This window comes from Paracoccus denitrificans (assembly GCF_900100045.1).
GTDB classification, from domain to species: Bacteria; Pseudomonadota; Alphaproteobacteria; order Rhodobacterales; family Rhodobacteraceae; genus Paracoccus; species Paracoccus denitrificans.
The window spans coordinates 26902-50700 of sequence record NZ_FNEA01000022.1 but is presented as its reverse complement, the minus strand read 5'-3'; the positions used below and the strand labels follow the sequence as shown (position 1 = coordinate 50700).

Genomic DNA, 23799 nt, shown 5'->3' with positions numbered 1-23799 from the left:
CAGGGAGGAAAGCCCCGACATCGCCCGGCACCTGCCGGCCCGCCTGCCCATCCAGGGGACAGGCCCGCATTCCCTCGCGCCGATCCACGGCGCGGGGCGGGGCTTCCGGCTGCCTCACGAATGGAAAGGAAGACACATGGCCAAGGTTGTTTGCGTGCTCTACGACGATCCGGTCGACGGCTATCCGACCTCTTACGCCCGGGATTCGCTGCCGGTGATCGAGCGCTATCCCGACGGGCAGACCCTGCCGACGCCCAAGGCGATCGACTTCGTGCCGGGCAGCCTGCTCGGTTCGGTCTCGGGCGAGCTTGGCTTGCGCAACTATCTGGAATCGCAGGGCCACGAACTGGTGGTGACCTCGTCCAAGGGCGGCCCCGACAGCGAGCTGGAAAAGCACCTGCACGATGCCGAGGTCGTCATCTCGCAGCCGTTCTGGCCGGCCTACCTGACCGCCGAGCGCGTCGCCAGGGCGCCCAAGCTGAAACTGGCGCTGACCGCCGGCATCGGCTCGGACCATGTCGACCTGCAAGCCGCCATGGAGCGTGGCATCACCGTGGCCGAGGTCACCTTCTGCAAATCGATCAGCGTGTCCGAGCATGTGGTGATGACTGCGCTGAACCTGGTGCGGAACTATACCCCCTCGCATGGCTGGGCGGCCAAGGGCGGCTGGAACATCGCCGATTGCGTCACCCGCTCCTACGACATCGAGGGGATGCATGTCGGCACCGTGGCCGCCGGCCGCATCGGTCTGGCGGTGCTGCGCCGCTTCAAGCCCTACGGCATGCACCTGCACTATACCGACCGCCACCGCCTGCCGCGCGAGGTCGAGCTGGAGCTGGACCTGACCTGGCACGAGACGCCGCAGGCCATGTATCCCGCCTGCGACATCGTCACGCTGAACTGCCCGCTGCATCCCGAGACCGAGCACATGGTCAACGACGAGACGCTGAAGCTGTTCAAGCGCGGCGCCTACCTGGTCAACACGGCGCGCGGCAAGCTGTGCGACCGCGCCGCGGTGGCGCGCGCGCTGGAAGGCGGCCAGTTGGCCGGCTATGGCGGCGACGTGTGGTTCCCGCAGCCGGCGCCGCAGGACCACCCCTGGCGCACCATGCCGCATAACGCGATGACTCCGCATATCTCGGGCACCTCGCTCTCGGCGCAGGCGCGCTATGCGGCCGGGACGCGCGAAATCCTGGAATGCCATTTCGAGCGCCGGCCGATCCGCGACGAATACCTGATCGTGCAGGGCGGCGGTCTCGCCGGCGTGGGCGCGCATTCCTATTCCAAGGGCAATGCGACGGGCGGCTCGGAAGAGGCCGCGAAGTTCGAGAAGGTCGGCTGACGCCTGCCGGCCCGCGCGGTCCCTGCCGCGCGGGCCTTTTCCGGGGAGGATGACATGTATTCGCAAACACAGGCTGCAGAACGGGAAAAGCCGCCGGTCCTGGTCGTCTATGTCCGCCTGAACCTGCTGCCCGCCTTGGTTTCGGGCCTGGGCGGGGCAGTCGCGATCTGGCTAATCGCTGGAGCATGTGCTGCTGATCGCGCCCTTCTGGGCAAGCTGCGTGCTGCTGTTCGCCCTGCCGCAAAGCCCGCTGGCACGGCCGCGCAACGTCATCGGAGGGCATCTCCTGTCGGCGCTGGTCGGGCTTTTGGTGCTGAACCTGATCGGCGATTCCGTGCTGGCCATGGGGGTCGGGGTCGGCCTGGCCATCGCCGTCATGCAACTGACCGGAACCCTGCATCCGCCCGCGGGCGGCGACCCGCTGGTGGTGATCCTGAGCGGCGCGGGCTGGTCCTTTCCGGGCGTGCCGATCCTGGCGGGAACGGTGACGCTGGTGGCGGCCGCCATCGCCTATCACCGGCTGATCTCGATGCGGGCCTATCCGGGCTGAACCGGGATCATGGGCAGCTCAGCACTTGTCGACATGGACCACGCCCACCCCGTTTTCGGCAAGGAACGCCTCGAGCCGGGCATTGGATTCGGCAAAGCCGCCCTTCTTCCCCTCCATGCACCATTCGCCGGCCTCGCCGTCGTAATGCGCCGCCGGAAAGGCCGCCTGGAAGCGCGCCGCCAACGCGCCCTCGCGCGGGATGCCGATGCCATGCTTCAGGCACATCTTGGTCAGTGTCACGGTCCTTGTATCGTCGCTCATCTGCATGTCCTTTCAAGCGTTGCGTTCAATCCTGCGCCAGAACGATCTTGGGCGCGTATTTTCCGAAGAAGTGATAGCCCGAGCCACCTTGCGCCAGCACCTCATGCAGCGCCTCGGCATCGGCGACGCGCACGGTGCCCAGGATCATGCCCCGGCGGTCAAGAAAGGCGTCGGGCAGCATCGGCACGGTCGGGCCGACCAGCACCACCCGCGCCTCGGGGCGGGCGCAGGCGATCAGCCCAGGCAAGCTGTCGTTGACGAGCGTGGTGCCGGTGATCAGCAACACGTCCGCCTGGGGCACGATCCGAGGATAGCTTTCGGCGGGGCGGAAATGCCCCATCTCGTCGGGGCGCAAGGTGGCCGGATCCTTTTCCAGCACGAAATGCCGCGCGCCGATGCCGCGCAGCGCCTTGAGGAACGGGCCGAAGGCGCCGACGACGACCGCTGTCTCGTCGGGCCGGATGCGGGCGATGTCGAAGGCGTCGGCATCCTCGACGACGCGATAGCCCCGGGGCCCGCGACGCTCGGCCGCCAGATGGGCCAGCGCGTTCAGCGCCGCGATGCCGAGCGCACGGCGCAACCCCGCATGCGACAGCGCCTCTTGCGCCAGCCGCAGCGCACCCATGCCGCGCAGCTTGCCGGGAAACGGCATCGCCATGGCCGAAGAGGGGCAGCACACCGCCTCGGGGATGTCTTTCAGCGGCGTGGCGCACAGCCCGGTATGGCCGCTGTCCAGCGTGACGGCGACGAAGAACAGCCCCAGCGTGGCACGGCCGACGGTCCGCGCCTCGGCCTCGGGCCCGAGTATTCGGGTCACGGCATCGCAGGTCCGTTCAAGATACGATGCGCCTTCGCCGGTGTCCTTTGGGCGGGGGACGCTCATACCCTGCCCCCCAGGATGGTGCGGATCTGCCCGTCGTCGAGTTCCGTGCCGAAGAAGCTCTTGCAGAAGTCCCGCACCGTCGCGATCAACTCGGCCTCGGGGAAAAGGCCGGGATGGAAATGCGAGGCCGCCCACAGCACGGTCAGCGGCTGCTCGACCGCGCGATTGGCCCGGATATGCGCCCCCATCGGCGCGACGAGGATCCGGCCCTCCTGCCCCGCGCGCAGTTGCGACAGGTTGGCGTCCTCATCCAGGCGGGCGACATGGGCCGGGTCGCCGACGATGACGATGTCGGGATCGGCGGCCAGCACGACCTCGGTGGTCAGCGCCAGGTTGCGCTGGGCATCCTCGACGCGGGGGCTTTGGGCAAGCTGCGGCGCGAAGACGTCCTGCCAGGCCCAGCGGCCCGATTGCCGCGCCCGGGGCGGCAGGTCGTTGGCATCGCGGATGATACGGCCATAAAGCGCGCCCGGCAGGATCGAGCCCCCGAAGGCGTCAGCGCCCCGATCAGGCAGCGCTGCAGCGTCGTCTTACCCGCGCCGTTTGGCCCGGGCACGCAAAGCACCTCGCCCGGATCCGGCGCGAGGCCGATATTCTCCAGCCGCTGCGCCCATCCGCATCACCCCTGCCGCCGGGCGTGGCCAGAGCGATCCGTTCCCGCCGATCCCTGCGCCAGTGCCTGCGCGACGGCCGGGATGGACCGACCCGATGCCAATGCGGCCGGTCCTTTGCCGATACGAACCACCACCCCGTCTCCTCCTCGCATCCCGGCGAATCGTTGTATCTATCTAAACATAATGAAAGGAAGCCAAAGGGCATGTTGCGGCATATTGCCCGATAGGCCGAAACTCTCTCCCGCTGCACAGCCGGCCCCCGGCCGAAGACAAGAAACCAGCGTCTCTCCGACCTGGCTGAACGCGTTGCCGGCACGGTTCCGGCGGGCATTCCGCCGATCCAGGACCAGGCCGGCGATCAACCCGTCGAACCGGCTCGGCATCCGTTTGCCGCAGGCAGCCCACCCGTCTTTCGAAAACGCCCATCGTCATGCAGACCCCGGGCAATGAGGCGAGACAGGGGCCGGCCCGACCCGCGCGGAAGGGCTCAGAACCCGCCGCCGGCCCTTTGGCTGTCCATGTATTGCAGGATTCGCGAAACATGGTTCGCCCGCCAGGCCGTGCCGCGCGCGGTCGTCAGGCCGACCCGGTTCAAGGCCGAGGCGATGTCGCGCAAAGTCGCGCCGCCATCCCTGAGGGGCAAGGCGATCCGCGCGATCTGCTCGACGCCTTCCGCCTCGGGATCGGCGACGGTGCATTGCCAGCCCTTTGCCTGGCTTCGCGACAGGTATCGTGCGGCACGCCGGGCATCGAAACGCCGCTCTTCCCTCAGAAGGCGGGCATGGGCAAGAAGGTCCGGCTTTTGCGCGTCCGGCAGCGCCGCGACTTTCAGGTCCAGTTCGGATTCCGCAAGAAAGGCCGCAAAGCCCGCCTCATCGAAAGGCAGGCGGTCGATGCGCGCCACCAGAAGCGTGGCGCCCATGTCCCGGCATAGTGCGAGAGCTTCGATCAGTTCCCCGCCGACCTTCCCCGCCCCGGCTGCCTGATCGCATCGCCGCGCCGCGACGTCGCCCTCCGCATCCCGCTCGAACAGGAAAAATCGGATGTCGCGCTCTTGTGCCGCAAGGCTTGCGTCGGCGCGGCCCAAATCGTCGGGGCCGATGCGGGTATAGATGACATATCGGGTCATGGTCGCTTCCGGTGCTCAAAGGGTCTCGATCAAGGAGCTGGTCGTGCCGTCTCGTCATGGGATTCGTTATATTTATACAAACATGATGAAAGACACGTTGCCAGCCGACTGCCCGGAACGTCATCTTTGGTTGAAAAACTTTCTTCGCGGGGAAACGAAACGGCGACCGACCCTGCCCCGGCTTTCCTGCGGTCGAAGAGCGTGCCAAAGCCAGTCGGGATCCACGCGGCCCGCATTTCCTGTCCGCTCCTTGCTGAGCGGGACATTCCCAAGGCCGGAAATCCGGCTCGGGCGATTAATCCGGCCTGCCGGTCCCGAGTTCGCGCCCTTGGCCGGGATCGCGGCAATCATGCCCGAAATCCCTTGCCGTGACCGACCCGCGCCGGCCGGCCAGCAGCAAGGCCAGCAGGATACGGGCCTTCTTGCCCTGCAACCGGCCCGCCAGGATCGCCCCGGCGCGCTGCAGGTCCAGCGCACCGCCGTCGGCGTAAAGCGGTCGCGTCTCGCCGCGCAGGCAACGCGTCGTCACCACGCAGGTCACCCCCCGGCTCCGCGCACGGGCCACGGCCGCGACCAGTTCGGGCGTGCCGTTGCCGCAGCCGAAGCCCTCGATCACGATGCCCTGCATACCGGCCGCGACCAGCGCGTCGATGCTGCGCCCATCCATGCCCATCGCCGCAGGCAGCAGCGCCACGTCAGGACTGATGCCCGCCGCCGGCAGAGGGGCGGGCCGCGGCGGCCGCGCCAGCAGGCGGATGCCCGCGCGGCCGATACGGGCCACCGGGCCGAAATGCGGCCCGGCAAAGCCGGCGCGGGCCTGGGCGTCGATCTTGGTGACATCCTCGGCGGCATAGGCGCTGCCGTCAAAGACCACCACCACGCCTAGGCCCCGCGCCTTGCGCGAAGCCGCCAGCCGCAGCGCCGCCGCCAGATTGCCCGGCCCGTCCGGCGCCGGACTGTCGGCGGCGAATTGCGCCCCGGTGAACACCACCGGCTTCTCGGACCCGATCACCCGGCTGGCCAGGAAGGCGCTTTCCTCCATCGTGTCGGTGCCATGCGTCACCACGCAGCCGGCCACCTCGGGATCGGCCAGATGCGCCGCGATCCGCTGCGCCAGCCTCAGCGACAGCGCCAGGTCGATGCGGTTGCTGCCTAGGTTGCAGAACGGATCCACCCGCAGCGCCGGCAGGCCCGGCACCAGCAGCGCCTCGGGTCCGTCCATGCTGAAAAGCCCGCCGTGATCGGCCGAGAAGCGCGAGGCGATGGTGCCGCCGGTCGAGACCAGCGCGACGATCCGGGGCGCCATGCCCGCCCCCCTCAATGCAGGATCTGGCTGAGGAAACGCCGGGTGCGCTCATGCACCGGGGCGCCGAAGAACGCGGCGGGGGGCGCCTGTTCCACGATCTGGCCGCGATCCATGAACACCACCCGGTCGGCCACCTGCCGGGCGAAACCCATCTCATGCGTGACGATCATCATCGTCATGCCCTCGGCCGCCAGCCCGCGCATGGTGTCGAGCACCTCGCCCACCATCTCGGGGTCCAGCGCCGAGGTCGGCTCGTCGAACAGCATGACCCGCGGCTCCATGCACAAGGCGCGGGCGATGGCGGCGCGCTGCTGCTGGCCGCCCGACAGTTGCGAGGGATATTTATGCGCGTGCTCGCCCAGCCGCACCCGCTCCAGCAGCCCGACCGCCAGCGCCTCGGCCGCGCGCCGGGACATGCCGCGCACCGACATCGGCGCCAGGATGCAGTTCTGCACCAGGTCGAGATGCGGGAACAGGTTGAAATGCTGGAACACCATGCCGACCTCGCGCCGCACCGCCTGCGCGGCGTTTTCGCTTTGGCCCAGTTCGATGCCGTCCACGACGATCGAGCCCTCCTGATGCTGTTCAAGCTGGTTCAGGCAGCGGATCAGCGTCGACTTGCCCGAACCGGAGGGGCCGCAGATCACCACCTTCTCGCCCCTGGCGACCGACAGGCTGACATCGGTCAGCACCTGGAACGCGCCATACCATTTGTTCACCCCGGCGACGGAGATGATCGGCGCGGCGGGCGAGGCGTCTGGATTGGGCATGGCTGACCTCCTGAGTCCTTGGGAATGGCGTGCTTTGGTGCCCGCGCCCCGGCGGCATGCCGGGACGGGGCCCTGTGCAATCAGGCGGCGGGCCGGGCGGCGCGCTGGCTGATCCGCTGATCGAAATAGCCGGCGCGGACGGCGGCGCCGACCAGGTTCACGAAGAACCGCCCGGCAGCGATGGCGGTCAGCTGGTTCACGTCCTTCGACGGGGTGATTTCGACGATGTCCATGCCGACCACCCTGCCCTTGCGCACCAGCCCGTGCAGCAACTCGCGCATCTGGCAATAGGTCACGCCGCCGAAGGCCGGCCCGGCCACGCCCGGCATCACCGAGGGATCGACGCCATCCGCATCGACGGTGATGTAATAGCGCCCACCGTCCGGGATGCGCTCCAGGATCGCCTGCATGCCCTTTTCGTGCAGCTCGTAGGCCGTGACGATGTTCGAGCCGTAAGCCTGCGCGGCCTCGTATTCCTCGGGGCGGGCGGTGCCCTGGGCGCGGATGCCGATCTGGAAGATCTCCTGCACATGCGGCATCTCCGAGGCGCGGCGGATCGGGCTCGACAGCCCGTCATGCACGCCGTTGATCTGGTCGCGCCAGTCCAGATGCGCGTCGATCTGGATCAGCGTGATCGGCCCCTGGTCGTCATAGGCGCGCAGCACCGGGATCGGGATGCCATGGTCGCCGCCGATGATCAGCGGCAGCGCCCCGGCGGCCAGGATCTTGCGCACCGCCTCTTCGGCATTGCGCGAATGCGCCTTGGGGTCGACCGGATCGCCGGTCACGTCGCCGCAATCCACCGCGCGCACGTCGCGCCCGTCGTAGAGCGTGCCGCCGATGTCGAAGTCGTAGCGGTCGAGCAGCCGCACCGCCCGGTCCGTCGCCTGCCGCACCGCGGTCGGCGCGCGGGTCTGGTCGTTCGTCACCTCGTCCATGGTATAGGCCGAGCCATAGGGAATGCCCAGAAAGGCGATATCGGCATCCAGCGTGTCCAGGTCGGTATGCACGGTCGAATAGAGCATGCTGGTATGGCCATGTTTCGGCGCCGAGGTCAGCTTGCGGGTCACGAATGGTCCTCCGGGTAAATCAATGGCTTGGGGTCGAGAGGTCGGCCGGGGCGGCCACCTCGTGGATCTGGGCGAGGAATTCCCTCAGCCTGGGGTTCTGCGGGTCGCCCAGCACCTGCCGGGCCGGGCCCTGTTCGGCGACAAGGCCGCCGTCGAGAAAGATCACCCGGTCGGCGACATGGCGGGCAAAGCCGATCTCATGCGTCACGATCACCATGGTCATGCCGCTGTCGGCCAGTTCGCGCAGGAACAGCAGCACCTCCTTGACGATCTCGGGGTCGAGCGCCGAGGTCGGCTCGTCGAAAAGCATCAGCCGCGGCTCCATGGCCAGCGCGCGGGCGATGGCGACGCGCTGCTTCTGGCCGCCCGACAGGGCCGAGGGATAGGCATCCTCCTTGCCGGCCAGGCCAAAGCGGGCCAGCAGCGCGCGGGCCTGGCGCTCGACCTCCTCGCGCGGGCGGCGCTGCACCTTGACCGGGCCGCGGGCGATGTTCTCCAGCACGGTCATGTGCGGCCACAGGTTGAACTGCTGGAACACGAAGCCCATCATCGGCCGCAACTGGTCGATGCGCTTGTGCGACTGCATCCGCACCTTGCCGTCGCGGCCCGGCTCGCGGCCGATATGGGTGCCGTCCACTTCGACGAAGCCGCCGTCGGGAAAGGTCAGGTAGTTGATGCAGCGCAGAAGCGTGCTCTTGCCGCAACCCGAGGGGCCGATGATGCAGACCACCTCGCCCGCCTCGACCTCGAAGCTGATGTCGCGCAGCGCGGTCATGGTGCCGAAGGACTTGGCGAGGTTCGAGACTTTCAGAAGGGGACGGGTCACTTGCTCCTCCGCATTCCAAGCTGAAGATACTTGTCGGCCAGGCTGTGCCGGGCCTGCTGGCTGCCCTGCGCGGCGCCGGCGGCGCGCTCGACCCGGTGCATGCCATGGGCGAAGGCCGAGGTGATCAGCCAGTAAAGCGCCGCCGTGGTCAGGAACACCTCGAACGGGGCGAAGGTGGCGCCCTGGACCACGAGGCCCTGATAGGTGATCTCGGCCACGGTGATGGTGGACAGCACCGAGGTCTCCTTGATCATCGAGATCGCGGTGTTGGTCGAGGGCGGCAGCAGCAGCCGCAGCGTCTGCGGCGCCACCACCTCGCGCATGCCCATGAAATAGGACATGCCGACGGCGCGCGCGGCCTCGAGCTGGCCCTTGGGCACCGCCAGCACCGCGCCGCGGATCACCTCCGAGAAATAGGTGCTGGCATAGAAGGCCAGGGCGATGCCGCCGACCACCGGCTCGGGCAGGCGCAACCCCATGAAGGGCAGGCCGTAGAAGAAGATATACAGCACCACGATAAAGGGGATGTTGCGGAACCATTCCACATAGGCCCCGGCGATGGTGCGCAGCCAGCGGCGATGCGACAGCGCCATGATCGCCACCGGGATCGCCAGCAGGAAACCCGCGGCGATGGACAGCAGGGCGACGACCAGCGTCATCCACAGCCCCGAGGCGAAAAGCTGCCAATTGTCGAGAATGACGGAGAAATCGAGGGTCATGGTCTATCCCCTGCGCGCGGCGAAGCGGGTTTCGATGCGCCGGCCCAGCTGGCTGATCGCCAGGTTCAGCGCGAACAGCACGATGGCGGCGGCCAGCAGCGCCTCAAGCGGGCGGAAGGTGGTGTTGGCGATCTGCTGCGCGGTGCGCAGCACCTCGACCACGGTGATGACCGACAGCAGCGCGGTGCCCTTGACGATGGTGGTCAACTCGTTGACCAGCGGCGGCAGGATGCGGATGTAAAGCTGCGGCAGAATCACCCGCGTCCAGATCGTCCGCGCCCGCACACCCAGGGCGATGGCGGCCTCGACCGGGCCGGGATCCATGCCGGAGAGCCCCCCGCGCATGATCTCGGTGATGAAGATCGAGCTGTTCAGCGCGATGGCCAGCACCCCGGCCTGGATCGGCGTCAGGTCCAGCCCCAGCGCCGGCAACCCATAGTAGAACAGAAAGATCTGCACCAGGATCGGCGTGCCGCGGATAAAGCTGATGAGCACGCCGATGGCGCCTGTCAGCAGGCCGATGCCGGTGGTGCGCAGCACCGTCAGCACGGTGCCGCCGATCAGCGCCAGCGTCATCGCCACCAGCGCGATGGTCAGGTTGGTGAGGGCTGCGGGCAGCAGCCGGGGAAAGGCGTCACCAAACGCCGCAAGGTCGAAGTCCAAGGGTTTGCTCCTGCTTCTGCTCGGCTTGCGCCGCGGCCCTTGGGAAAGGGCCGCGCGCCCGTCAGAGCGCCCCTTCGGGCAGGTAGTCCTTTTCGGGCAGGTCGTAGGTCATGCCGAGCCATTTCTGCTGCAATTCGGCAAAGCGGCCGCTGGCCTTCAGCTCCAGGACGACGGCGTTGATGGCGTCGCGCAGGTCCTTGTCCTCGGGGCGCACCACCCAGGCGTTCAGGCTCTGGGTATCCGCCGCCTGCCCGACCAGCTCGAAGACGCCCGGGCGTTCGTTCATCAGGTTTTGCAGCACCGGCAGCCCCGCCATGGCGGCATCCGCCGTGCCGTTGGCCACCGCCAGGAAGGAATCGTTGAAGGTCGGGAACAGCTTGAGCTCGGAAAAGCCCTTGCCCTCGGCCTTCAGCTTCTCGTCCAGCGCCTTGGCGACCGGATCGACGGCCGAGGCGAGCTGCGTCGCCACCACCTTGCCGGCCAGGTCCTCGACGCCCTTGATGTGGTCGTTGCCGGCGCGCTTGATGGCATAGGCGGTGCTGTCGGCGATGGGCAGCGTATAGGCATAGCGCGCCGCCCGCTCCGGGTTGATGCCGACCGAGGTCGCCACGAAGTCGAATTTCTGCGCCAGAAGCCCCGGCAGGATGCCCTGGAACGGCAGGTCGAGTTGCTTGATCTCGACGCCCCAGGACCTGGCGATCTCGTCCAGCAGGTCGCGGCCGAAGCCGGTGATCTGCCCGTCCTTGACGAATTCGAACGGTGGATAGGCAGCCTCGGTGCCCACGACCATCGTGCCGGTGCGCTTGATCTTCTCGAAGGTGGTTTCGGCCAGAGCCGGCACTGCGCTCGCCAGGGCGATGGCGATGCTGACCGACAGGCCGGCGAAGGTGCGGCGGGTGATCATTGTCAGGCTCCTCCCTTGTCAGATGATCTGAGCCGTGGATACGGCGAATCCGCGCCACATCAAAAACAAAAATCATCCTATGGCTTGGCGCCGGAACGCACCTTGCGTCCGGCGGGTCAAAATTAATTCAATATATTACAGCATGATAATTGGGTGTATCTTTCACGTCCGGCATGATTTCCGCTTGCCATCATCCCGAAAATTCCTGATCATAATTCCATAATATCATGGTGTGACCTCATGTGCGCCGCTGACAGCCTCGGCCCCCTGCCTCGCGTAGCGATAGACCTGCATGCGCTCGAACTTTATCTCGCCGTCTTCGGCACCGGCAGCATGACCGCCGCCGCCGAGCGGATGCAGCTGACGCAATCGGCGGTATCCCGGCAGATCCTGCGGCTTGAGGCGGAACTGGGCGTTCCGCTGTTCGACCGGGCCTCGCGCCCCATGCTGCCGACGCCGGCCGGCCGTCGGCTGGCGCAAAGCGCCGAGCGGCTGCTGTCGCAGGCGGCATCGCTGAGAAACGAGTTGCTGGACGCCAACCAGACGACCCTGACCCAGCTGCGGCTGGGGATCATCGATTCGCTGTCCGATCCGCTGGTGCCGCAGTTGATCAAGGCCATGCGCCATACCGTCGACGCGGTCTCGATCTTCAGCGGCTTCATGGAGCCGCTGCGGCAAAAGCTGATCAACGGCGAGCTGGACGCCGTCATATCGGCGGACCCTTTCGACGACCTCGACCGCTTCGACCGTCACGAGCTTTTCTCCGAGCAGTTCATCGCGCTGGTGCCCAAGGACGTGCCGCCGTTCCGGGACGAGGAATCGTTTCGCCGTTTCGCCACCACCTCGCCGATGATCCGCTCGGGCGCCGCGACGGGCATCGCGCGGCGGGTCGAACAGCAATTCCGCCGCACCCGGCTGGAGGTCCCGAATGCCTTCGCCTGCGACACCATCGATTCCATCATCAGCTTCGTCGCGGCCGGGCTGGGCTGGACCATCCTGACGCCAAGCTGCATCCGCAAATGCGCGAACCATGTGCCGTTCCTGCAAGTCCTGCCGCTGCCCGGCCCGGCCTTCGCGCGGCGGATCTATCTGGTGACGCGCAGCGGCGAGTTGACGGCATTGAAGCCGCTGCTGGTCCAGACCTGCCGCACGATCGTCGCCACGCAATATGTCCCCGCCCTTGGCGCCCTGGCCCCTTGGCTGGGCGCGGCCGTGACGGTCGCGAAATAGATCCCCGCCGCAAAGCCCATCGGCGCCGGAATCGTCCTTCAGGATGCCCGGCAGCGGACCATGCCTGCGCGGCGGCTCGCCCCGGTGCCGGGCGTAGTATCCGGCTAACACCCGCGCCCTGCCCTTTTGGCCTAGACTGCGGACAGGTCCGTCAGCAAGGGAGGATGCGATGGCGAAGATCCTGATGATCACCGGCGACTTCACCGAGGATTACGAGACCATGGTCCCGTTCCAGGCGCTGCTGGCCACCGGCCACAGCGTCGATGCGGTCTGTCCCGGCAAGAAGGCCGGCGACACGGTCAAGACCGCGATCCACGATTTCGAAGGCGACCAGACCTATTCCGAGAAGCCCGGCCACAATTTCGCGCTGAACGCCGATTTCGACGCCGTGGACGCCGCCGAATACGATGCGCTGGTGGTGCCCGGCGGCCGCGCGCCCGAATACCTGCGGATGAACGAGGCGGTCCTGGCCAAGGTCCGGCACTTCTTCGAGGCGGACAAGCCCGTCGCCGCGATCTGCCACGGCGCGCAGCTTCTGGCCGCCGCGGGAGTGCTGAAGGGCCGGACCTGCTCGGCCTATCCGGCCTGCGCCTATGAGGTGACGGCCTCGGGCGGCAGTTTCGCCGATATTCCAGTGACCGAGGCCGTGACCGATGGCAAACTGGTCACCGCGCCGGCCTGGCCCGCCCATCCGGCCTGGCTCCGGCAATTCCTGGCGCTGCTTTGACATCCACGGAAGGAGGAGACCCGGCGATGTGCGAACTCTTCATCAAGGCCGATGCCGCACAATGGCAAAGCCGCACCCACAGCCTGCGCATCGACGGGGTCGCCACCTCGATCCGGATCGAGAACCACTTCTGGGACACGCTGGCCGAGATCGGCGCGCGCGACGGCATGACCGTCGCGCAGCTCATCACCCGGCTGTGGCACGAGGCGATGGATGCCGACCATGACCTCGGCAACTTCACCTCGTTCCTGCGGGTCTGCTGCGCGCGCTATCACGCGCTGATCGCGGCGGGCGATGTTTCGGCCGACCTGCATATGCCGATCGCCGGCCATCCGGCGCAGGAGATCCTTGCGCGCGAACAGCAACGGCGCGGCTTGCGGGTGAACTGAAGCCGCCCGGGTTCGGACCCGGGCCGGACCTCGCCGCAATGCAGGCGCAAGCGGGCCGATGATGCCCAAGGCAAGCGCAGCGACATCGTCGCCCCCCGGCCGGATGCGGCAGTCCCTTCAACTCGCCAGACGGGCATAAAGGCCGCCTTGCGAAAGCAGCGCGTGATGGTCGCCCGCCTCGCGCAACTGGCCCTCCTCCATCACCACGATGCGATCAGCGTTGCGGATCGTGCTCAGGCGGTGTGCGATGACCAGCGTGGTGCGTCCGACGGAAAGGGCCTCCAGCGCCGACTGAATCTCGCGCTCGGTCTCGCGGTCAAGGGCCGAGGTCGCCTCGTCGAGGATCAGGATCGGCGGATTCTTCAGGAAGGCGCGGGCGATGGCGACGCGCTGCTTCTGCCCACCCGACAGCATGACCCCGCGTTCGCCGACCAAGGTATCCAGCCCCTTGGGCAGGCTCGCGATCAACTGCCCAAGCTGGGCCTTCTCGGCAGCGGCGACGATGTCCCCCTCGGGCGCGCCAAGGCGGCCATAGGCGATATTCTCGCGCAGGGTGGTGCCGAACAGGAACACGTCCTGGCCGACGATGCCGATCTGGCCGCGCAAGCTGTCCAGCGTCATCGCATCCAGGGGCAGCCCGTCGATGCTGATCCGGCCCGTATCGGGGTCATAAAACCGCGGCACCAGGGCCAGGAGCGTCGTCTTGCCCGCGCCCGAAGGGCCGACGAAGGCCACCGTCTCGCCCGCCTTCACCTCCAGCGTGATCCCCCGCAGCACCGGCCGCGTGCCGTCATAGCCGAACGAGACGTCCTCGAAGGCGACATGCCCCTTCAACGGGGGGGCCGGAATGGCGTCGGGGCCGTCGGCGATCTCGGGCTCGGTCTCCAGCAGCTCCTGATAGCGGCGGAAGCCGGCGATGCCGCGCGGATAGGTCTCGATCACGGCGGCGATCTTTTCCAGGGGGCGGAAAAAGACCCCGACCAGCAGCAGGAAGCCCACGAAGGCGCCGGTCGTCAGGCTGCCTTGCAGCACGAAGCCCGCGCCCACGACCATCACCACGACCTGCACGAAGCGCAGGCCCATATAATGGATGGCGGTGGACAGCGCCATGATCCGATAGGCGTCCAGCTTGGTCGCCCGATAGGCGCGGTTGTCCTTTTCGAACAGGGTTTCCTCATGCGCCTCGTTGGCGAATGCCTGCACGACGCGGATGCCGCCGATGGCCTCCTCCAGCCGGACGTTGAAACTGCCGACGCGGGCATAGATCTGGCGCCAGGTATTCGTCATCCGCGTGCCATAGACGACCACCAGCCAGACGGTCAGCGGCACGATCCCCGCCGTCACCAGCGCCAGCACCGGATGCAGCATGACCATCAGCGCCAGCGCCCCGACAAAGGTCATCACCGCGATGAACAGATCCTCGGGGCCGTGATGGGCGACCTCGCCGATCTCTTCCAGGTCGCGGGTGACGCGGGCGACCAGCTTGCCGGTGCGGGCGCGGTCATACCAGCGCCAGGACAGCCGCGTCAGGTGGGAAAAGGCGCGGGCGCGCATCTCGGTCTCGATCTCGATCCCCAGCATGTGGCCCCAATAGATCACGATGCCCATCAGCAGGGTGTTGAAGGCATAGACCAGCAGCAGGCCGACGGCGGCGATGGTCAGCGACCAGTCGCCCATCGGCAGCAGGTGGTCGATGAACAGCGTGATCGCCAGCGGGAATGCCAGTTCCAGCAGGCCCGACAGGACCGCGCAACCGAAATCCAGCCAGAACAGGCGCCGGTGCGGTTTGTAATAGGCCAGGAACTTGCGCAGCATTCGGGGATCCTTTCGGGGGCTCTAGCGCGGCAGGGCGAAGGCATGGCCCTCATGCGCGGCGACATGCATCCGCAGGCCATAGATGTTCAGCAGCGCCTCGGGCGTCATCAATGCGCCGATGGGGCCGTCCAGCAGCAGCCGGCCCGAGCCAAGTGCGACCACATGGTCGCAATAGCGCGCGGCCATGTTCAGGTCGTGCAGCACGACGATGGCCGACAGCCCCTCGTTGCGGCACATGCCATGCACCAGGTCCAGGACCTCGACCTGATGGGCGACATCCAGGGCCGAGATCGGCTCGTCCAGCAGCAAGGTGCGGGCACCTTGCGCCAGCATCATCGCGATCCAGCTGCGCTGGCGCTCGCCACCCGACAAGGTATCGACCAGGCGGTCGCGCAGATGGCCGACATGGCAGCGGGCGATGGCGGCATCGACAGCGGCGTGATCCTCGGGGCGAAAGCGACCCAGCGCGCCGCGCCAGGGAAAGCGGCCAAGGGCGACCAGTTCCTCGACCAGCATCCCCTCGGCCGGGGGCGTGACCTGCGGCAGATAGGCCAGGTCGCGGGCCAGCTCGCGCGGCGACCATGTCGCCAGATCGCGGCCGGCATAGGCGATGCGCCCGGTCGAAGGCCGGTTCTGCCCCGAGATCAGCTTCAGGAGCGTCGATTTGCCCGAACCGTTGCGCCCGATCAGGGCCGTGACCATGCCGGGGCGGATCTCCAGGTCCAGCCCCTCGATCAGCCGGCGGCCCGGCACGTCGTAAGAGACGCCCGACAGCGTGAACAGCGTCATGCGGAGGTCCTTTTCATCAGCAGGATGAACAGCCAGGGCGTGCCGATCAGCGTGGCGAACAGGCCCAGCGGCAGGTCGTAGGGATAGCTGGCGGTGCGCGCGCCGAAGGCCGCGAGCAGCATCAGGAGCGCGCCCAGCAGCCAGCTTCCCGCGCAGAAGGGCACGGCGCGGGCAAGGCCCATGGCCCGCGCCAGATGCGGCGCCATCAGGCCGACGAAGCTGACCGGACCGACCAGCATCGTCGCCGCGCCGGTCGCCAGCCCCGCCAGCAGGATCAGCCCCAGCCGCACCTGCGCCAGCGGCAGGCCGAGCGCGCGGCCGACCTCGCCGCCCAGGGGCAGGATCTCGAGCCAGCGCGCGGCGCCGACCAGCGCGGCCAGCAGCGCCAGCGCCAGCCCCGCCAGGGCGGCGGCGCCCAAGGGCGCGACCTGCGAGGCGCTGCCCGCAAGCCAGCCCAGGATCACCCATGCCCGGCGGTCGTCCGAAGCCATGATCGCGCCCAGCACCGCCGAGGCCAGCGCCCCGATGGCCAGCCCCGCCAGCAGCAGCCGCGCGGGCGACAGATCGGCGCGCATCGCGAATCCCGCAAGCCCGGCCAGCGCCAGCGCGCCGCCCGCCGAGGTTCCCAGCGCCAGCATCAGCGGCCCCGCGCCGTCCACGGCGATGACCGTGACCGCATAGCCCAGCGAGGCGCCGCCGGTCACGCCCAGCACCTCGGGCGCGGCCATAGGATTCGCGGTCAGCCGTTGCAGGATCGCCCCCGACCCGGCCAGCAGCGCGCCCGCCGAGGCCGCCGCCAGGATCGCGGTGGCGCGCAGCGGCAGGAAGGTCTCGCGCAGTTCCGGGGGCATGAAGCCCCAGCCATCCGGCCCGCGCCCGCCGAACAGGGTCAGCACGGCCAGCGCAAGGCAGGCCGCACCCAGCCCCGCCAGCAGCCGTTCGGGATATGCGGCGCGGTGGCCGCGGCGGTCGCCGGCTTCGGTTTGCTGCGGCACCTGCGCCTTCATCCGGGGCAGCAGCCAGATCAGCAGCGGCCCGCCGATCAGCCCGGTCAGCGCCCCCGTGGGCAGGCTGGGACCGCCCGCCGCCGCCAGCGCCAGCAGCAACCCGTCGGCCAGCGACAGCACCAGCGCGCCCGCCACCGGCGCCAGCATCAGGCGCTGAAGCAGCGTCCGCGCGCCAAGGCTGCGGGCGATGGCCGGCGCGGCAAGGCCGACAAAGCCGACCAGCCCGATCTCGGCCGATACCATGGCCGATAGCGCCACCGCCAGCAGCAGGGTCGCAAAGCGCAGGGGCGCCAGCCGCAGGCCCAGGCCATGCGCACCCTCGGGACCAAGCGACATCACCATCAGCGGCCGGGCCAGCGCCGCGGCGGCCAGCAGCGCAGGGACCAGCGCCAGTGCCATATGCCGGCTGCCCGACCAGTCCACCTGCGCCAGCGCGCCGCCGTTCCACATCACCAGCGACAGCAGGTAATGGCCCTGCGCCAGCGTCATCGCGGTCGCCAAGGCCGAGGCCATCAACCCCACCAGCATCCCGGCGATGGTCACCGTCACCGGCGCAAAACTCCGCCGCGCCCCCAGCGCCATGACCAGACCCGTCGCCGCCCCGGCACCCGCCAGGGCGACCGGCAGGTTCCCCCTCAGCAGCCAGTCGGGCGCGAAAATCGTCGCCGCCACGATCGCCAGCTGGGCGCCGGATGCCGTGCCAAGCGTCGTCGGATCGGCCAGCGGATTGCGCAGCACCGCCTGCATCAGCGCCCCGGCCAGCCCCAGCGCCGCACCCGCCAGCAGTGCCAGAACCCCGCGCGGCATCAGCCCATAGGCCAGCAGGATCTGCTGGACCGTCATCTCGTCGACCCGCCAAGGCAGGGTGGGCCATGCGGCCGGCGGCAGGACCGACAATGCGGCAATGCTCCACAGCGCCAGCGCCATGACGGCCCCCGCGGCAAGGATCATGCGATTCATGCCCGGCCCTCCAGCGCGGCGACAAGCTCATGCGCAAAGCGCAGGGCCGAAGGGATGCCGGCAAAGGGCCTGAGTTCCGGCAGGCGATGGACCCGCCCCGCCTTGACCGGCGGCAGGCTGTTCCACAGGGCCGCCGAACCCAGCCCGCGTTCGGCCTGGGGCGGCATCCGGCCCACGATGACCAAGCGGGCTTCCGGGTATTCGGCAAGCTTTTCCAGCGGTACCGGGGCGGCAAAGGCAAAGCTGGTGCGCGCGGTCCAAGCGTTGCGCAAGCCCATGGCCTCCAGCGCGCCGCTGAACAGGCTGTCGGTGCCAAAGACGCGGATATGCCGGGAATCGCCCAGTTCGAACAGCAGGCAGGCCCGGTCGGCAAAACCCGCGGCGCGGCCTGCGAGCGTTGCGAATTCGGCCTGCGCGGCGGCTTGCGCCCGCGGCCCGGCGGCGGGATCGCCAAGCCGCTGCGCCAACTCTGCCAGCAATGCCATGACCTTGGGAAAGGCGGGCTCATCGGCGACATAAAGCGCACGGGTAAAGACCGGCGCGATCCGTTCCAGCCGCGGCTGTATCGCGCTGTAGTAGCTGGAGGACAGGATCAGGTCGGGCGCAACCAGGCTGAGCGCCTCCAGATTGGGCGCCCCGCGCAGGCCAAGGTCGATGGTGCCCTGCGGCGGCGGCTCCACCGCGGCATCGCGAAAGCCGATCAGTTCGGCCAGGGCGGCTGGCGGGTGGCCAAGCGCCATCGCGGTCTCGGCCATCGCCCAGTCCACGGCCGCCAGCCGCAACCCGTCCGCCGCAAAAGCCGGCAGCGCCCTGCCGGCCACCGCGCAGGCGGCGGCCAGAAAGGCGCGTCGGCTGAACCCGCAGGCTCCTACCATTTACGGCTCAGGCTTGCCTGCACCGTGCGTCCGTCGCCGTAATAGCTGGAGTTCAGCCCCACGGCCGAGATATAGGTCTCATCCGTCACGTTGTTGATATTCAGCCGGCCGACCAGGCCGTTCCCCCATTCATAGCTTGCGCCCAGATCCAGCAGTGTCACCGCCTCGAGCCGCTGCGTATTCGCGTCCGAGGCCCAGCGAGAACCGATGTAACGCACGCCCCCGCCCAGTTGCAGCCCCTGCATCGGGCCGGACTGGAATTCATGCGACAGCCAAAGGCTGGCCGCGTGGCGCGGGGTGTTCGCCAGTTCGTTGCCGCCGTTGTCGCCCGAGATTTCGGTCGAGGCATAGGTATAGGCACCCTTGACCGACCAGCCCTGGCCGAATTCGGCCACGCCTTCCAGTTCCAGCCCGCGAATGCGCGCCTCGCCGATCTGGCGGGTGCCGGTGATCGGCCGCCCGCCGATCTCTTCGGTGACGGTGGTGTTGCGATCGGTCTCGCGCAGCTCGTAAAGCGCGGCGGTGAACAGCCCGTCAAAGGCGGCGGGTTCGTATTTGGCGCCCAGTTCGAACTGCTTGCCATGGGTCGGCTTCAAGGGATTGCCGTCAATGTCGAAGTTGGGCTGCGGCAGATACGAGGTCGAATAGGCGGCATAGACCGAAACGCCGTTGTCCCACAGATAGCCCAGGCCCAGATGGCCGGTCAGCTGCTGGTCGTCGCGGGCGTAATCGGTGGTGCCGAAATTCGTCACGCTCTGGCCCTTTTGCCGGGTCCATTCGTATCGCAGCCCCGCCGTCGCGCGCCAGTTGCCGTATTCGATCTCATCCAGAGCATACAGACCGACCTGCGTCGCATCGACGGACTTGTTCGCCGTATACCACGGAGCGGGCACGGTTATGCCCCCATAGGACGGCGCGGTATAGTCGATGGGCGCAATGGTGGAAAAGCCGGTATAGGCGCGCTCGCGCAGCTTTTGCGCATCAAGGCCAAAGGTCAGTTCATGCGACACGGCCCCGGTTTCGGCGCTGCCCGCCAGCCGCAGGTCGGTGGCGATGGCGCGGAAGTTTTCCCGCTGGGTGATGACGCCCCGCCCGACCGAGGTGCCGGTCAGCCCGCTGATATACACGCTGTCATAATCCCAGTCGAAATCGGTATAGCGCAGCGTATTGTTCAACCGCCAGCCATTGCCGAAATCATGCGTCAGGCCAAAGCTGAGCGTGCCCATCTTGCGGTCGCTGTCATTGATCGACTCGTCGCCGAAATAGAACTCGCGCAGATCCTTGGCATCGACCAGGCCCACCAGTCCGCTGGGCACCCCCGTGGGCGAGATCGGCGCGTCGCCGTGATAGCTGGCCATGAACTCCAGCTCGGTCGCCTCGCTCAGCGCATAGCTGGCCGACAGGCCCAGATAGCCGCGCAGGTTGTCGATTTCCTCGACATCGGTCCTGGCATTGCCGCCCTTGGACGTGACGCGATAGGCGAAGCGGTCATCGACCACCCGGTTCGCATCCCCATAGACCGAGGCCGAGCCCTTGCTGTCCAGGCTGAAGCCCAGTTCGGTGAAGTCGCCATCCGCCTGCGCCCGCTTCTGGATCATGTTGACCAGGCCCGCAGGAGTCCCCGCCCCGTAGAGCACCGAGGCCGGGCCGCGCAGCACCTCGACCCGCTCCAGCCCGTAAAGCTCGAAGGCGGGCGCGCTGGTCGGGAACTGGGTCGAGCGCATCAGGCGCAGCCCGTCCAGGAACTTGTCGTTTTCAAGGTTGAAGCCGCGCAGATAAAGGCTGTCGAAGCGCGGATCGTTGCCATAATTCTCGGTGATGATCCCGGCGGAATAGCCCAGCGCATCGGAGAGGTTCGTCGCGCCCTGCTCGTCCATCTGCTTGCGCGGCACGACCGAGACCGAGGATTGCGTCTCGAGGATCGGCCGGCGGGTCTTGGTCGTGGCCGAGGAATGGGCCACCGTGCCGTCCAGCGGCGCGCTGGGGTTCTCGAACCCCTCGATCGTGACGGTATCCAGCACGACCGCACCCATGAAGGTCTGGCGGGGGTCGTTGCGTTCCTGCGCGAAGGCGCCGGTCGCCGCGATGGCGAGCAGGCTGACGCCAAGGAGAAGGGGTTGGGCTTTGTTCATCTTGATCATTTGTTCTGTCCGCGAATGTTTCCGAGCTATTAACTCAGGTATTCGAGGGCTGTCTTGAACCATCCCGCAGGGATTTGATCAGGAATCCTGCAATCCCTGCCGGCGCCAGACCGAGGGCGGGATGCCGTGGGCCGCGCGGAAGGCGCGCGACAGATGCGCCTGGTCGGCGAATCCGGTCGCATAGGCGATGTCGGCCAGAGACCGTGCGGGGTCGCGTATCATCCTTCGCGCCGCCTCCAACCGGATGCGGGCCTGCCAGCGCTGCGGCGTTTCGTTGCGCAACCGCTTGAAGGCGTAAGAAAAGCGGCTTTCGGAAAGCCCCGCGATCTCTGCCATCTCGGCCACCGGGACATGTCGGCCCAGATTGGCCCGCAGATGGGTTTCGACGGCAGCGAATTTGCGGGCGGACAAGGCGCCCGTGGCCGGCGCGGGCGGCTGCGGATGGGTGGCAAAGATCTCGGCCAAGGTGGCCGAGAGCAGCGCGTCGATCAGCATGTCGCCCCGGCGCGGCGCGCGAACCTCGTCGGCGGCCATCCGGGCAAGGTTGGTCAAATGATCGCTGGGGCCGAACAGGCGGGGCCTGGACAGGTCGGGCCACAGGTTCGCCGCCGCCAGCCGTTGCCGCAGACCGCCGCTTTCCATGTGAAAATCCAGGTGCATCTTTTCATGCGGGGCTTCGATGCGGCTCCACAACGGAACGCCTTCGGGAACGTAAAGCGCCTGGATGCCGCGATGCTCGACCATGTCCGTGCCGGCGCGCAACACCATCGGCGGCGGCGCCTCGCCCAGGAAGACCACGATGCGCGGGTCCGGCGCGATATAGAACCCGCCGCCTCCCGTCTCGCCCCGCACCGACCAGACATCGGCGATCGCCCCCGCAAAGCGGCGAAAGGACAGCGGCGCCAAGGTGTGCAACCCCTGGATGCGCGTCTCCATTCGGGGCCGGAATTCTCTGGAAGGCCGCATCTTCTCCAACTTGATCCCGTTTCCGGCTGCTGCATGGCCAGCCGCTGTCGTCATCGCAAATTGTTGATTGAAAAACTCTGGATTTGCAAGCCTCCTTGCCCGATCCGCCCTCGTGATGTGGTCCGGTTCCGCGCAAGCTGCCCGGAAACTGTGCTGGCATGGATGCTTGCCGTCAACTGCGCCTTGCGCGTGGCGCGGAGCAGCGCCGGATCGGGATCGAGAATTTGTGTCCCATTCTGCAACACTGTCGGGAAATGCAGGTTCGGGAGGCTCGCCAAACGACGTCATTCGATTAAGATATATTAAGTTACATGGACCATGGAGATCCTGATGGCCAACGGTGAAAGCGGCCCCATCGTCGATCCCGAGATCGACAAGGCCCTGTCCGAGCTGCTGGCGCAGACGGAGAAGGAGCCGATTTCGCCCCGGCTGCGCGAACTGTCGAAACGGTTGGAAGCGGCGCTTGAGGACGCCCGGCAGCGCCGCGGCAGCAATGGCGACGGCGCCCGCTAGGCCAGTCGGTTTTTCGCCGATCCGGCGATTTGGAACGGAACCATCCCCCCTTCCCTGCATTGACTCTTCGCCGTCACCCCGAGGATTGCGAAGGACCGTCATGTCGGACGACATACTCGGACATATCCCAGCACTCCGGGCCTATTCGCGCGCCTTGTGCAGGTCGGTCCCGGATGCGGACGACCTGGTCCAGGAAACCCTGCTGCGCGCCATCGAGAACGCGCATCGCTACCGGCCCGGCACCAACATGCGGGCCTGGCTGTTCACCATCATGCGCAACCGCTTTCTCACCAATTGCCAGAAATCCGCGCGCGAGCGGACCGGGGCGGCGGATTGCGCCTCGCGGGTGCCGCAGGTCAAAGCCGGACAGGAATGGCACATGCAGGCCAGCGAGTTGCAGGCCGCGCTGCGCAGGATGCCGCGACATTACCGCGAGGCGATCGTCCTGGTCGGCGCGCTCGGCGAGACCTATCTGGACGCGTCGCGGATCCTCGATTGCGACATCGGCACCATCAAGAGCCGGGTGAACCGCGCCCGCACCATGTTGCGCAAGGTACTGCAGCCGGCTTTCTGACACGCCGCTGTCTCCTGGTGACGCCGGCGCAGCGACCATCGGCAAAGCCGCGCGGGAAAGATCCGCTCGCCCTTCTCGCAATGGTAGCCGGCCCTGCACGGAAACCCTTGCTTCGCCAGCGACTTGGGAAAATACGCGGCCCCGCCGACAGGGTGGGGCCGCGAAGGCATGTGCCGTCAGGCGGGCTCGACCGCCTCCTGGTTGGCCTCGCTCTCGGCGATCCCGGTCAGCAACTCGTCGGTGGTGGATTCCTCCTCCAGCGTCTGGTCGAGCAGCGCCGCGGCTTCCTTCAGGCCCAGTTGCCTGGCCCATTGCCGCAGGGTGCCATAGCGGGCGATCTCGTAATGCTCGACCGCCTGGGCGGCGGCGATCAGCCCGGCATCCAGCGCCGGGGCGCCCTTGAAGGCGGCCATGACCTCATCGCCCTCCTCGATGATGCCGTCGATGGCCGGGCAGGTCTTGCCGCGCGCCGGTTTGCCGATGACCTCGAACACCTGCTGCAGCCGCTCGACATGGGTTTCGGTCTCGTCGCGATGGGTCTCGAAAGCCTCGCGCAGCCGGTCGGACTGGGCGGCGCGCGCCATCCTGGGCAGCGCCTTCAGGATCCGGCGCTCGGCATAATAGATGTCCTTCAGCGTGTCGTGGAACAGGTCGTCAAGAACCTTGTGGGCCATGCGGATGTCTCCTTCCCTGGCAAGGCGGCCTTGATGGGCCGGCGGTTTCGCGGGGCCTTGAACCGGCGATGCCGGGAAATGTTCCCGGGAACAAAGCGCGGC

At 67.7% G+C, this 23799-nt stretch carries 26 protein-coding genes; 7 read left to right on the top strand and 19 right to left on the bottom strand.

Annotated features, from left to right (window positions below):
- The first annotated feature begins 136 nt into the window (after nucleotides 1–136).
- The gene (locus tag BLT64_RS18380; RefSeq protein WP_011747488.1) at nucleotides 137–1342 is read left to right on the top strand and encodes an NAD-dependent formate dehydrogenase; all 1206 of its coding nucleotides are present in this window, start codon (nucleotides 137–139) and stop codon (nucleotides 1340–1342) included.
- Between the two features lie 187 nt (nucleotides 1343–1529).
- Complete coding sequence (locus BLT64_RS18375) at nucleotides 1530–1892, top strand: HPP family protein (RefSeq protein WP_011747487.1); 363 nt, start codon at nucleotides 1530–1532, stop codon at nucleotides 1890–1892.
- A gap of 18 nt (nucleotides 1893–1910) precedes the next feature.
- Here BLT64_RS18375 and BLT64_RS18370 read toward each other — a convergent pair whose 3' ends face one another.
- The 12 genes from BLT64_RS18370 to BLT64_RS18315 all read right to left on the bottom strand — a co-directional run bounded on the left by BLT64_RS18370 (nucleotide 1911) and on the right by BLT64_RS18315 (nucleotide 11037).
- A complete protein-coding gene (locus BLT64_RS18370; RefSeq protein ID WP_011747486.1) occupies nucleotides 1911–2153 on the bottom strand; it encodes a hypothetical protein in 243 nt (80 codons plus the stop codon).
- A 25-nt stretch (nucleotides 2154–2178) separates the two neighbouring features.
- Complete coding sequence (locus BLT64_RS18365; RefSeq protein WP_164901604.1) at nucleotides 2179–2970, bottom strand: DUF364 domain-containing protein; 792 nt, start codon at nucleotides 2968–2970, stop codon at nucleotides 2179–2181.
- 62 nt (nucleotides 2971–3032) lie between these two features.
- Complete coding sequence (locus BLT64_RS18360) at nucleotides 3033–3347, bottom strand: TroA family protein (protein WP_011747484.1); 315 nt, start codon at nucleotides 3345–3347, stop codon at nucleotides 3033–3035.
- A gap of 11 nt (nucleotides 3348–3358) precedes the next feature.
- Nucleotides 3359–3628 carry an ATP-binding cassette domain-containing protein gene (locus tag BLT64_RS18355; RefSeq protein ID WP_261766743.1) on the bottom strand — a complete coding sequence of 90 codons (270 nt, stop codon included), beginning with the start codon at nucleotides 3626–3628 and terminating at the stop codon, nucleotides 3359–3361.
- Between the two features lie 509 nt (nucleotides 3629–4137).
- Entirely contained in the window at nucleotides 4138–4779 is a 642-nt protein-coding gene (locus BLT64_RS18350) for a hypothetical protein (protein ID WP_011747482.1), read from the bottom strand.
- A gap of 295 nt (nucleotides 4780–5074) precedes the next feature.
- The gene (locus tag BLT64_RS18345) at nucleotides 5075–6085 is read right to left on the bottom strand and encodes an asparaginase (protein WP_011747481.1); all 1011 of its coding nucleotides are present in this window, start codon (nucleotides 6083–6085) and stop codon (nucleotides 5075–5077) included.
- 11 nt (nucleotides 6086–6096) lie between these two features.
- The gene (locus BLT64_RS18340) at nucleotides 6097–6855 is read right to left on the bottom strand and encodes an amino acid ABC transporter ATP-binding protein (protein ID WP_011747480.1); all 759 of its coding nucleotides are present in this window, start codon (nucleotides 6853–6855) and stop codon (nucleotides 6097–6099) included.
- Between the two features lie 80 nt (nucleotides 6856–6935).
- Nucleotides 6936–7925: an agmatinase gene (locus BLT64_RS18335; protein ID WP_011747479.1), complete on the bottom strand. Its 990-nt coding sequence runs from the start codon at nucleotides 7923–7925 to the stop codon at nucleotides 6936–6938.
- A gap of 19 nt (nucleotides 7926–7944) precedes the next feature.
- Nucleotides 7945–8700: an amino acid ABC transporter ATP-binding protein gene (locus BLT64_RS18330; protein WP_011747478.1), complete on the bottom strand. Its 756-nt coding sequence runs from the start codon at nucleotides 8698–8700 to the stop codon at nucleotides 7945–7947.
- Nucleotides 8701–8747: 47 nt separating this feature from the next.
- Entirely contained in the window at nucleotides 8748–9470 is a 723-nt protein-coding gene (locus BLT64_RS18325; protein ID WP_011747477.1) for an amino acid ABC transporter permease, read from the bottom strand.
- Nucleotides 9471–9473: 3 nt separating this feature from the next.
- Nucleotides 9474–10133, bottom strand: coding sequence for an amino acid ABC transporter permease (locus BLT64_RS18320; RefSeq protein ID WP_011747476.1), 660 nt, complete (start codon nucleotides 10131–10133; stop codon nucleotides 9474–9476).
- A gap of 61 nt (nucleotides 10134–10194) precedes the next feature.
- Nucleotides 10195–11037 carry a transporter substrate-binding domain-containing protein gene (locus tag BLT64_RS18315; RefSeq protein WP_011747475.1) on the bottom strand — a complete coding sequence of 281 codons (843 nt, stop codon included), beginning with the start codon at nucleotides 11035–11037 and terminating at the stop codon, nucleotides 10195–10197.
- Between the two features lie 240 nt (nucleotides 11038–11277).
- Between BLT64_RS18315 and BLT64_RS18310 the strand changes: the two genes are divergently transcribed.
- The 3 genes from BLT64_RS18310 (at nucleotide 11278) to BLT64_RS18300 (ending at nucleotide 13383) form a co-directional block, all read left to right on the top strand.
- Nucleotides 11278–12267: a LysR family transcriptional regulator gene (locus BLT64_RS18310; RefSeq protein ID WP_011747474.1), complete on the top strand. Its 990-nt coding sequence runs from the start codon at nucleotides 11278–11280 to the stop codon at nucleotides 12265–12267.
- A 169-nt stretch (nucleotides 12268–12436) separates the two neighbouring features.
- Nucleotides 12437–12994, top strand: a complete 558-nt coding sequence (locus tag BLT64_RS18305; protein ID WP_011747473.1) for a DJ-1/PfpI family protein — start codon at nucleotides 12437–12439, stop codon at nucleotides 12992–12994.
- A 26-nt stretch (nucleotides 12995–13020) separates the two neighbouring features.
- Nucleotides 13021–13383: a ribbon-helix-helix domain-containing protein gene (locus BLT64_RS18300; protein WP_011747472.1), complete on the top strand. Its 363-nt coding sequence runs from the start codon at nucleotides 13021–13023 to the stop codon at nucleotides 13381–13383.
- A 117-nt stretch (nucleotides 13384–13500) separates the two neighbouring features.
- On the opposite strand, the gene BLT64_RS18295 is transcribed toward BLT64_RS18300, so the two are convergent.
- From BLT64_RS18295 to BLT64_RS18270, 6 genes are all read right to left on the bottom strand, one after another.
- Nucleotides 13501–15198, bottom strand: coding sequence for an ABC transporter ATP-binding protein (locus BLT64_RS18295; protein WP_011747471.1), 1698 nt, complete (start codon nucleotides 15196–15198; stop codon nucleotides 13501–13503).
- 21 nt (nucleotides 15199–15219) lie between these two features.
- Complete coding sequence (locus BLT64_RS18290) at nucleotides 15220–15987, bottom strand: ABC transporter ATP-binding protein (RefSeq protein WP_011747470.1); 768 nt, start codon at nucleotides 15985–15987, stop codon at nucleotides 15220–15222.
- Nucleotides 15984–17954, bottom strand: coding sequence for a Fe(3+)-hydroxamate ABC transporter permease FhuB (fhuB, locus tag BLT64_RS18285; RefSeq protein ID WP_011747469.1), 1971 nt, complete (start codon nucleotides 17952–17954; stop codon nucleotides 15984–15986). Before fhuB ends, BLT64_RS18290 begins: the two co-directional genes overlap by 4 nt.
- On the bottom strand, nucleotides 17951–18829 hold the full coding sequence (locus tag BLT64_RS18280) for an ABC transporter substrate-binding protein (RefSeq protein ID WP_011747468.1): 879 nt from the start codon (nucleotides 18827–18829) through the stop codon (nucleotides 17951–17953). The genes fhuB and BLT64_RS18280 overlap by 4 nt, the downstream gene beginning before the upstream one ends.
- A complete protein-coding gene (locus BLT64_RS18275) occupies nucleotides 18823–20961 on the bottom strand; it encodes a TonB-dependent siderophore receptor (RefSeq protein WP_041530129.1) in 2139 nt (712 codons plus the stop codon). Before BLT64_RS18275 ends, BLT64_RS18280 begins: the two co-directional genes overlap by 7 nt.
- An 87-nt stretch (nucleotides 20962–21048) precedes the next feature.
- Nucleotides 21049–21906 carry an AraC family transcriptional regulator gene (locus BLT64_RS18270; RefSeq protein ID WP_232290500.1) on the bottom strand — a complete coding sequence of 286 codons (858 nt, stop codon included), beginning with the start codon at nucleotides 21904–21906 and terminating at the stop codon, nucleotides 21049–21051.
- 360 nt (nucleotides 21907–22266) lie between these two features.
- On the opposite strand from BLT64_RS18270, the gene BLT64_RS18265 reads away from it, so the two are divergent.
- Together BLT64_RS18265 and BLT64_RS18260 are read left to right on the top strand one after the other, a co-directional pair.
- The gene (locus BLT64_RS18265) at nucleotides 22267–22449 is read left to right on the top strand and encodes a hypothetical protein (protein WP_128492987.1); all 183 of its coding nucleotides are present in this window, start codon (nucleotides 22267–22269) and stop codon (nucleotides 22447–22449) included.
- Between the two features lie 100 nt (nucleotides 22450–22549).
- On the top strand, nucleotides 22550–23023 hold the full coding sequence (locus BLT64_RS18260; protein WP_011747465.1) for a sigma-70 family RNA polymerase sigma factor: 474 nt from the start codon (nucleotides 22550–22552) through the stop codon (nucleotides 23021–23023).
- A 176-nt stretch (nucleotides 23024–23199) separates the two neighbouring features.
- On the opposite strand, the gene BLT64_RS18255 is transcribed toward BLT64_RS18260, so the two are convergent.
- On the bottom strand, nucleotides 23200–23697 hold the full coding sequence (locus tag BLT64_RS18255; RefSeq protein WP_011747464.1) for a YciE/YciF ferroxidase family protein: 498 nt from the start codon (nucleotides 23695–23697) through the stop codon (nucleotides 23200–23202).
- Between the last annotated feature and the right edge of the window lie 102 nt (nucleotides 23698–23799).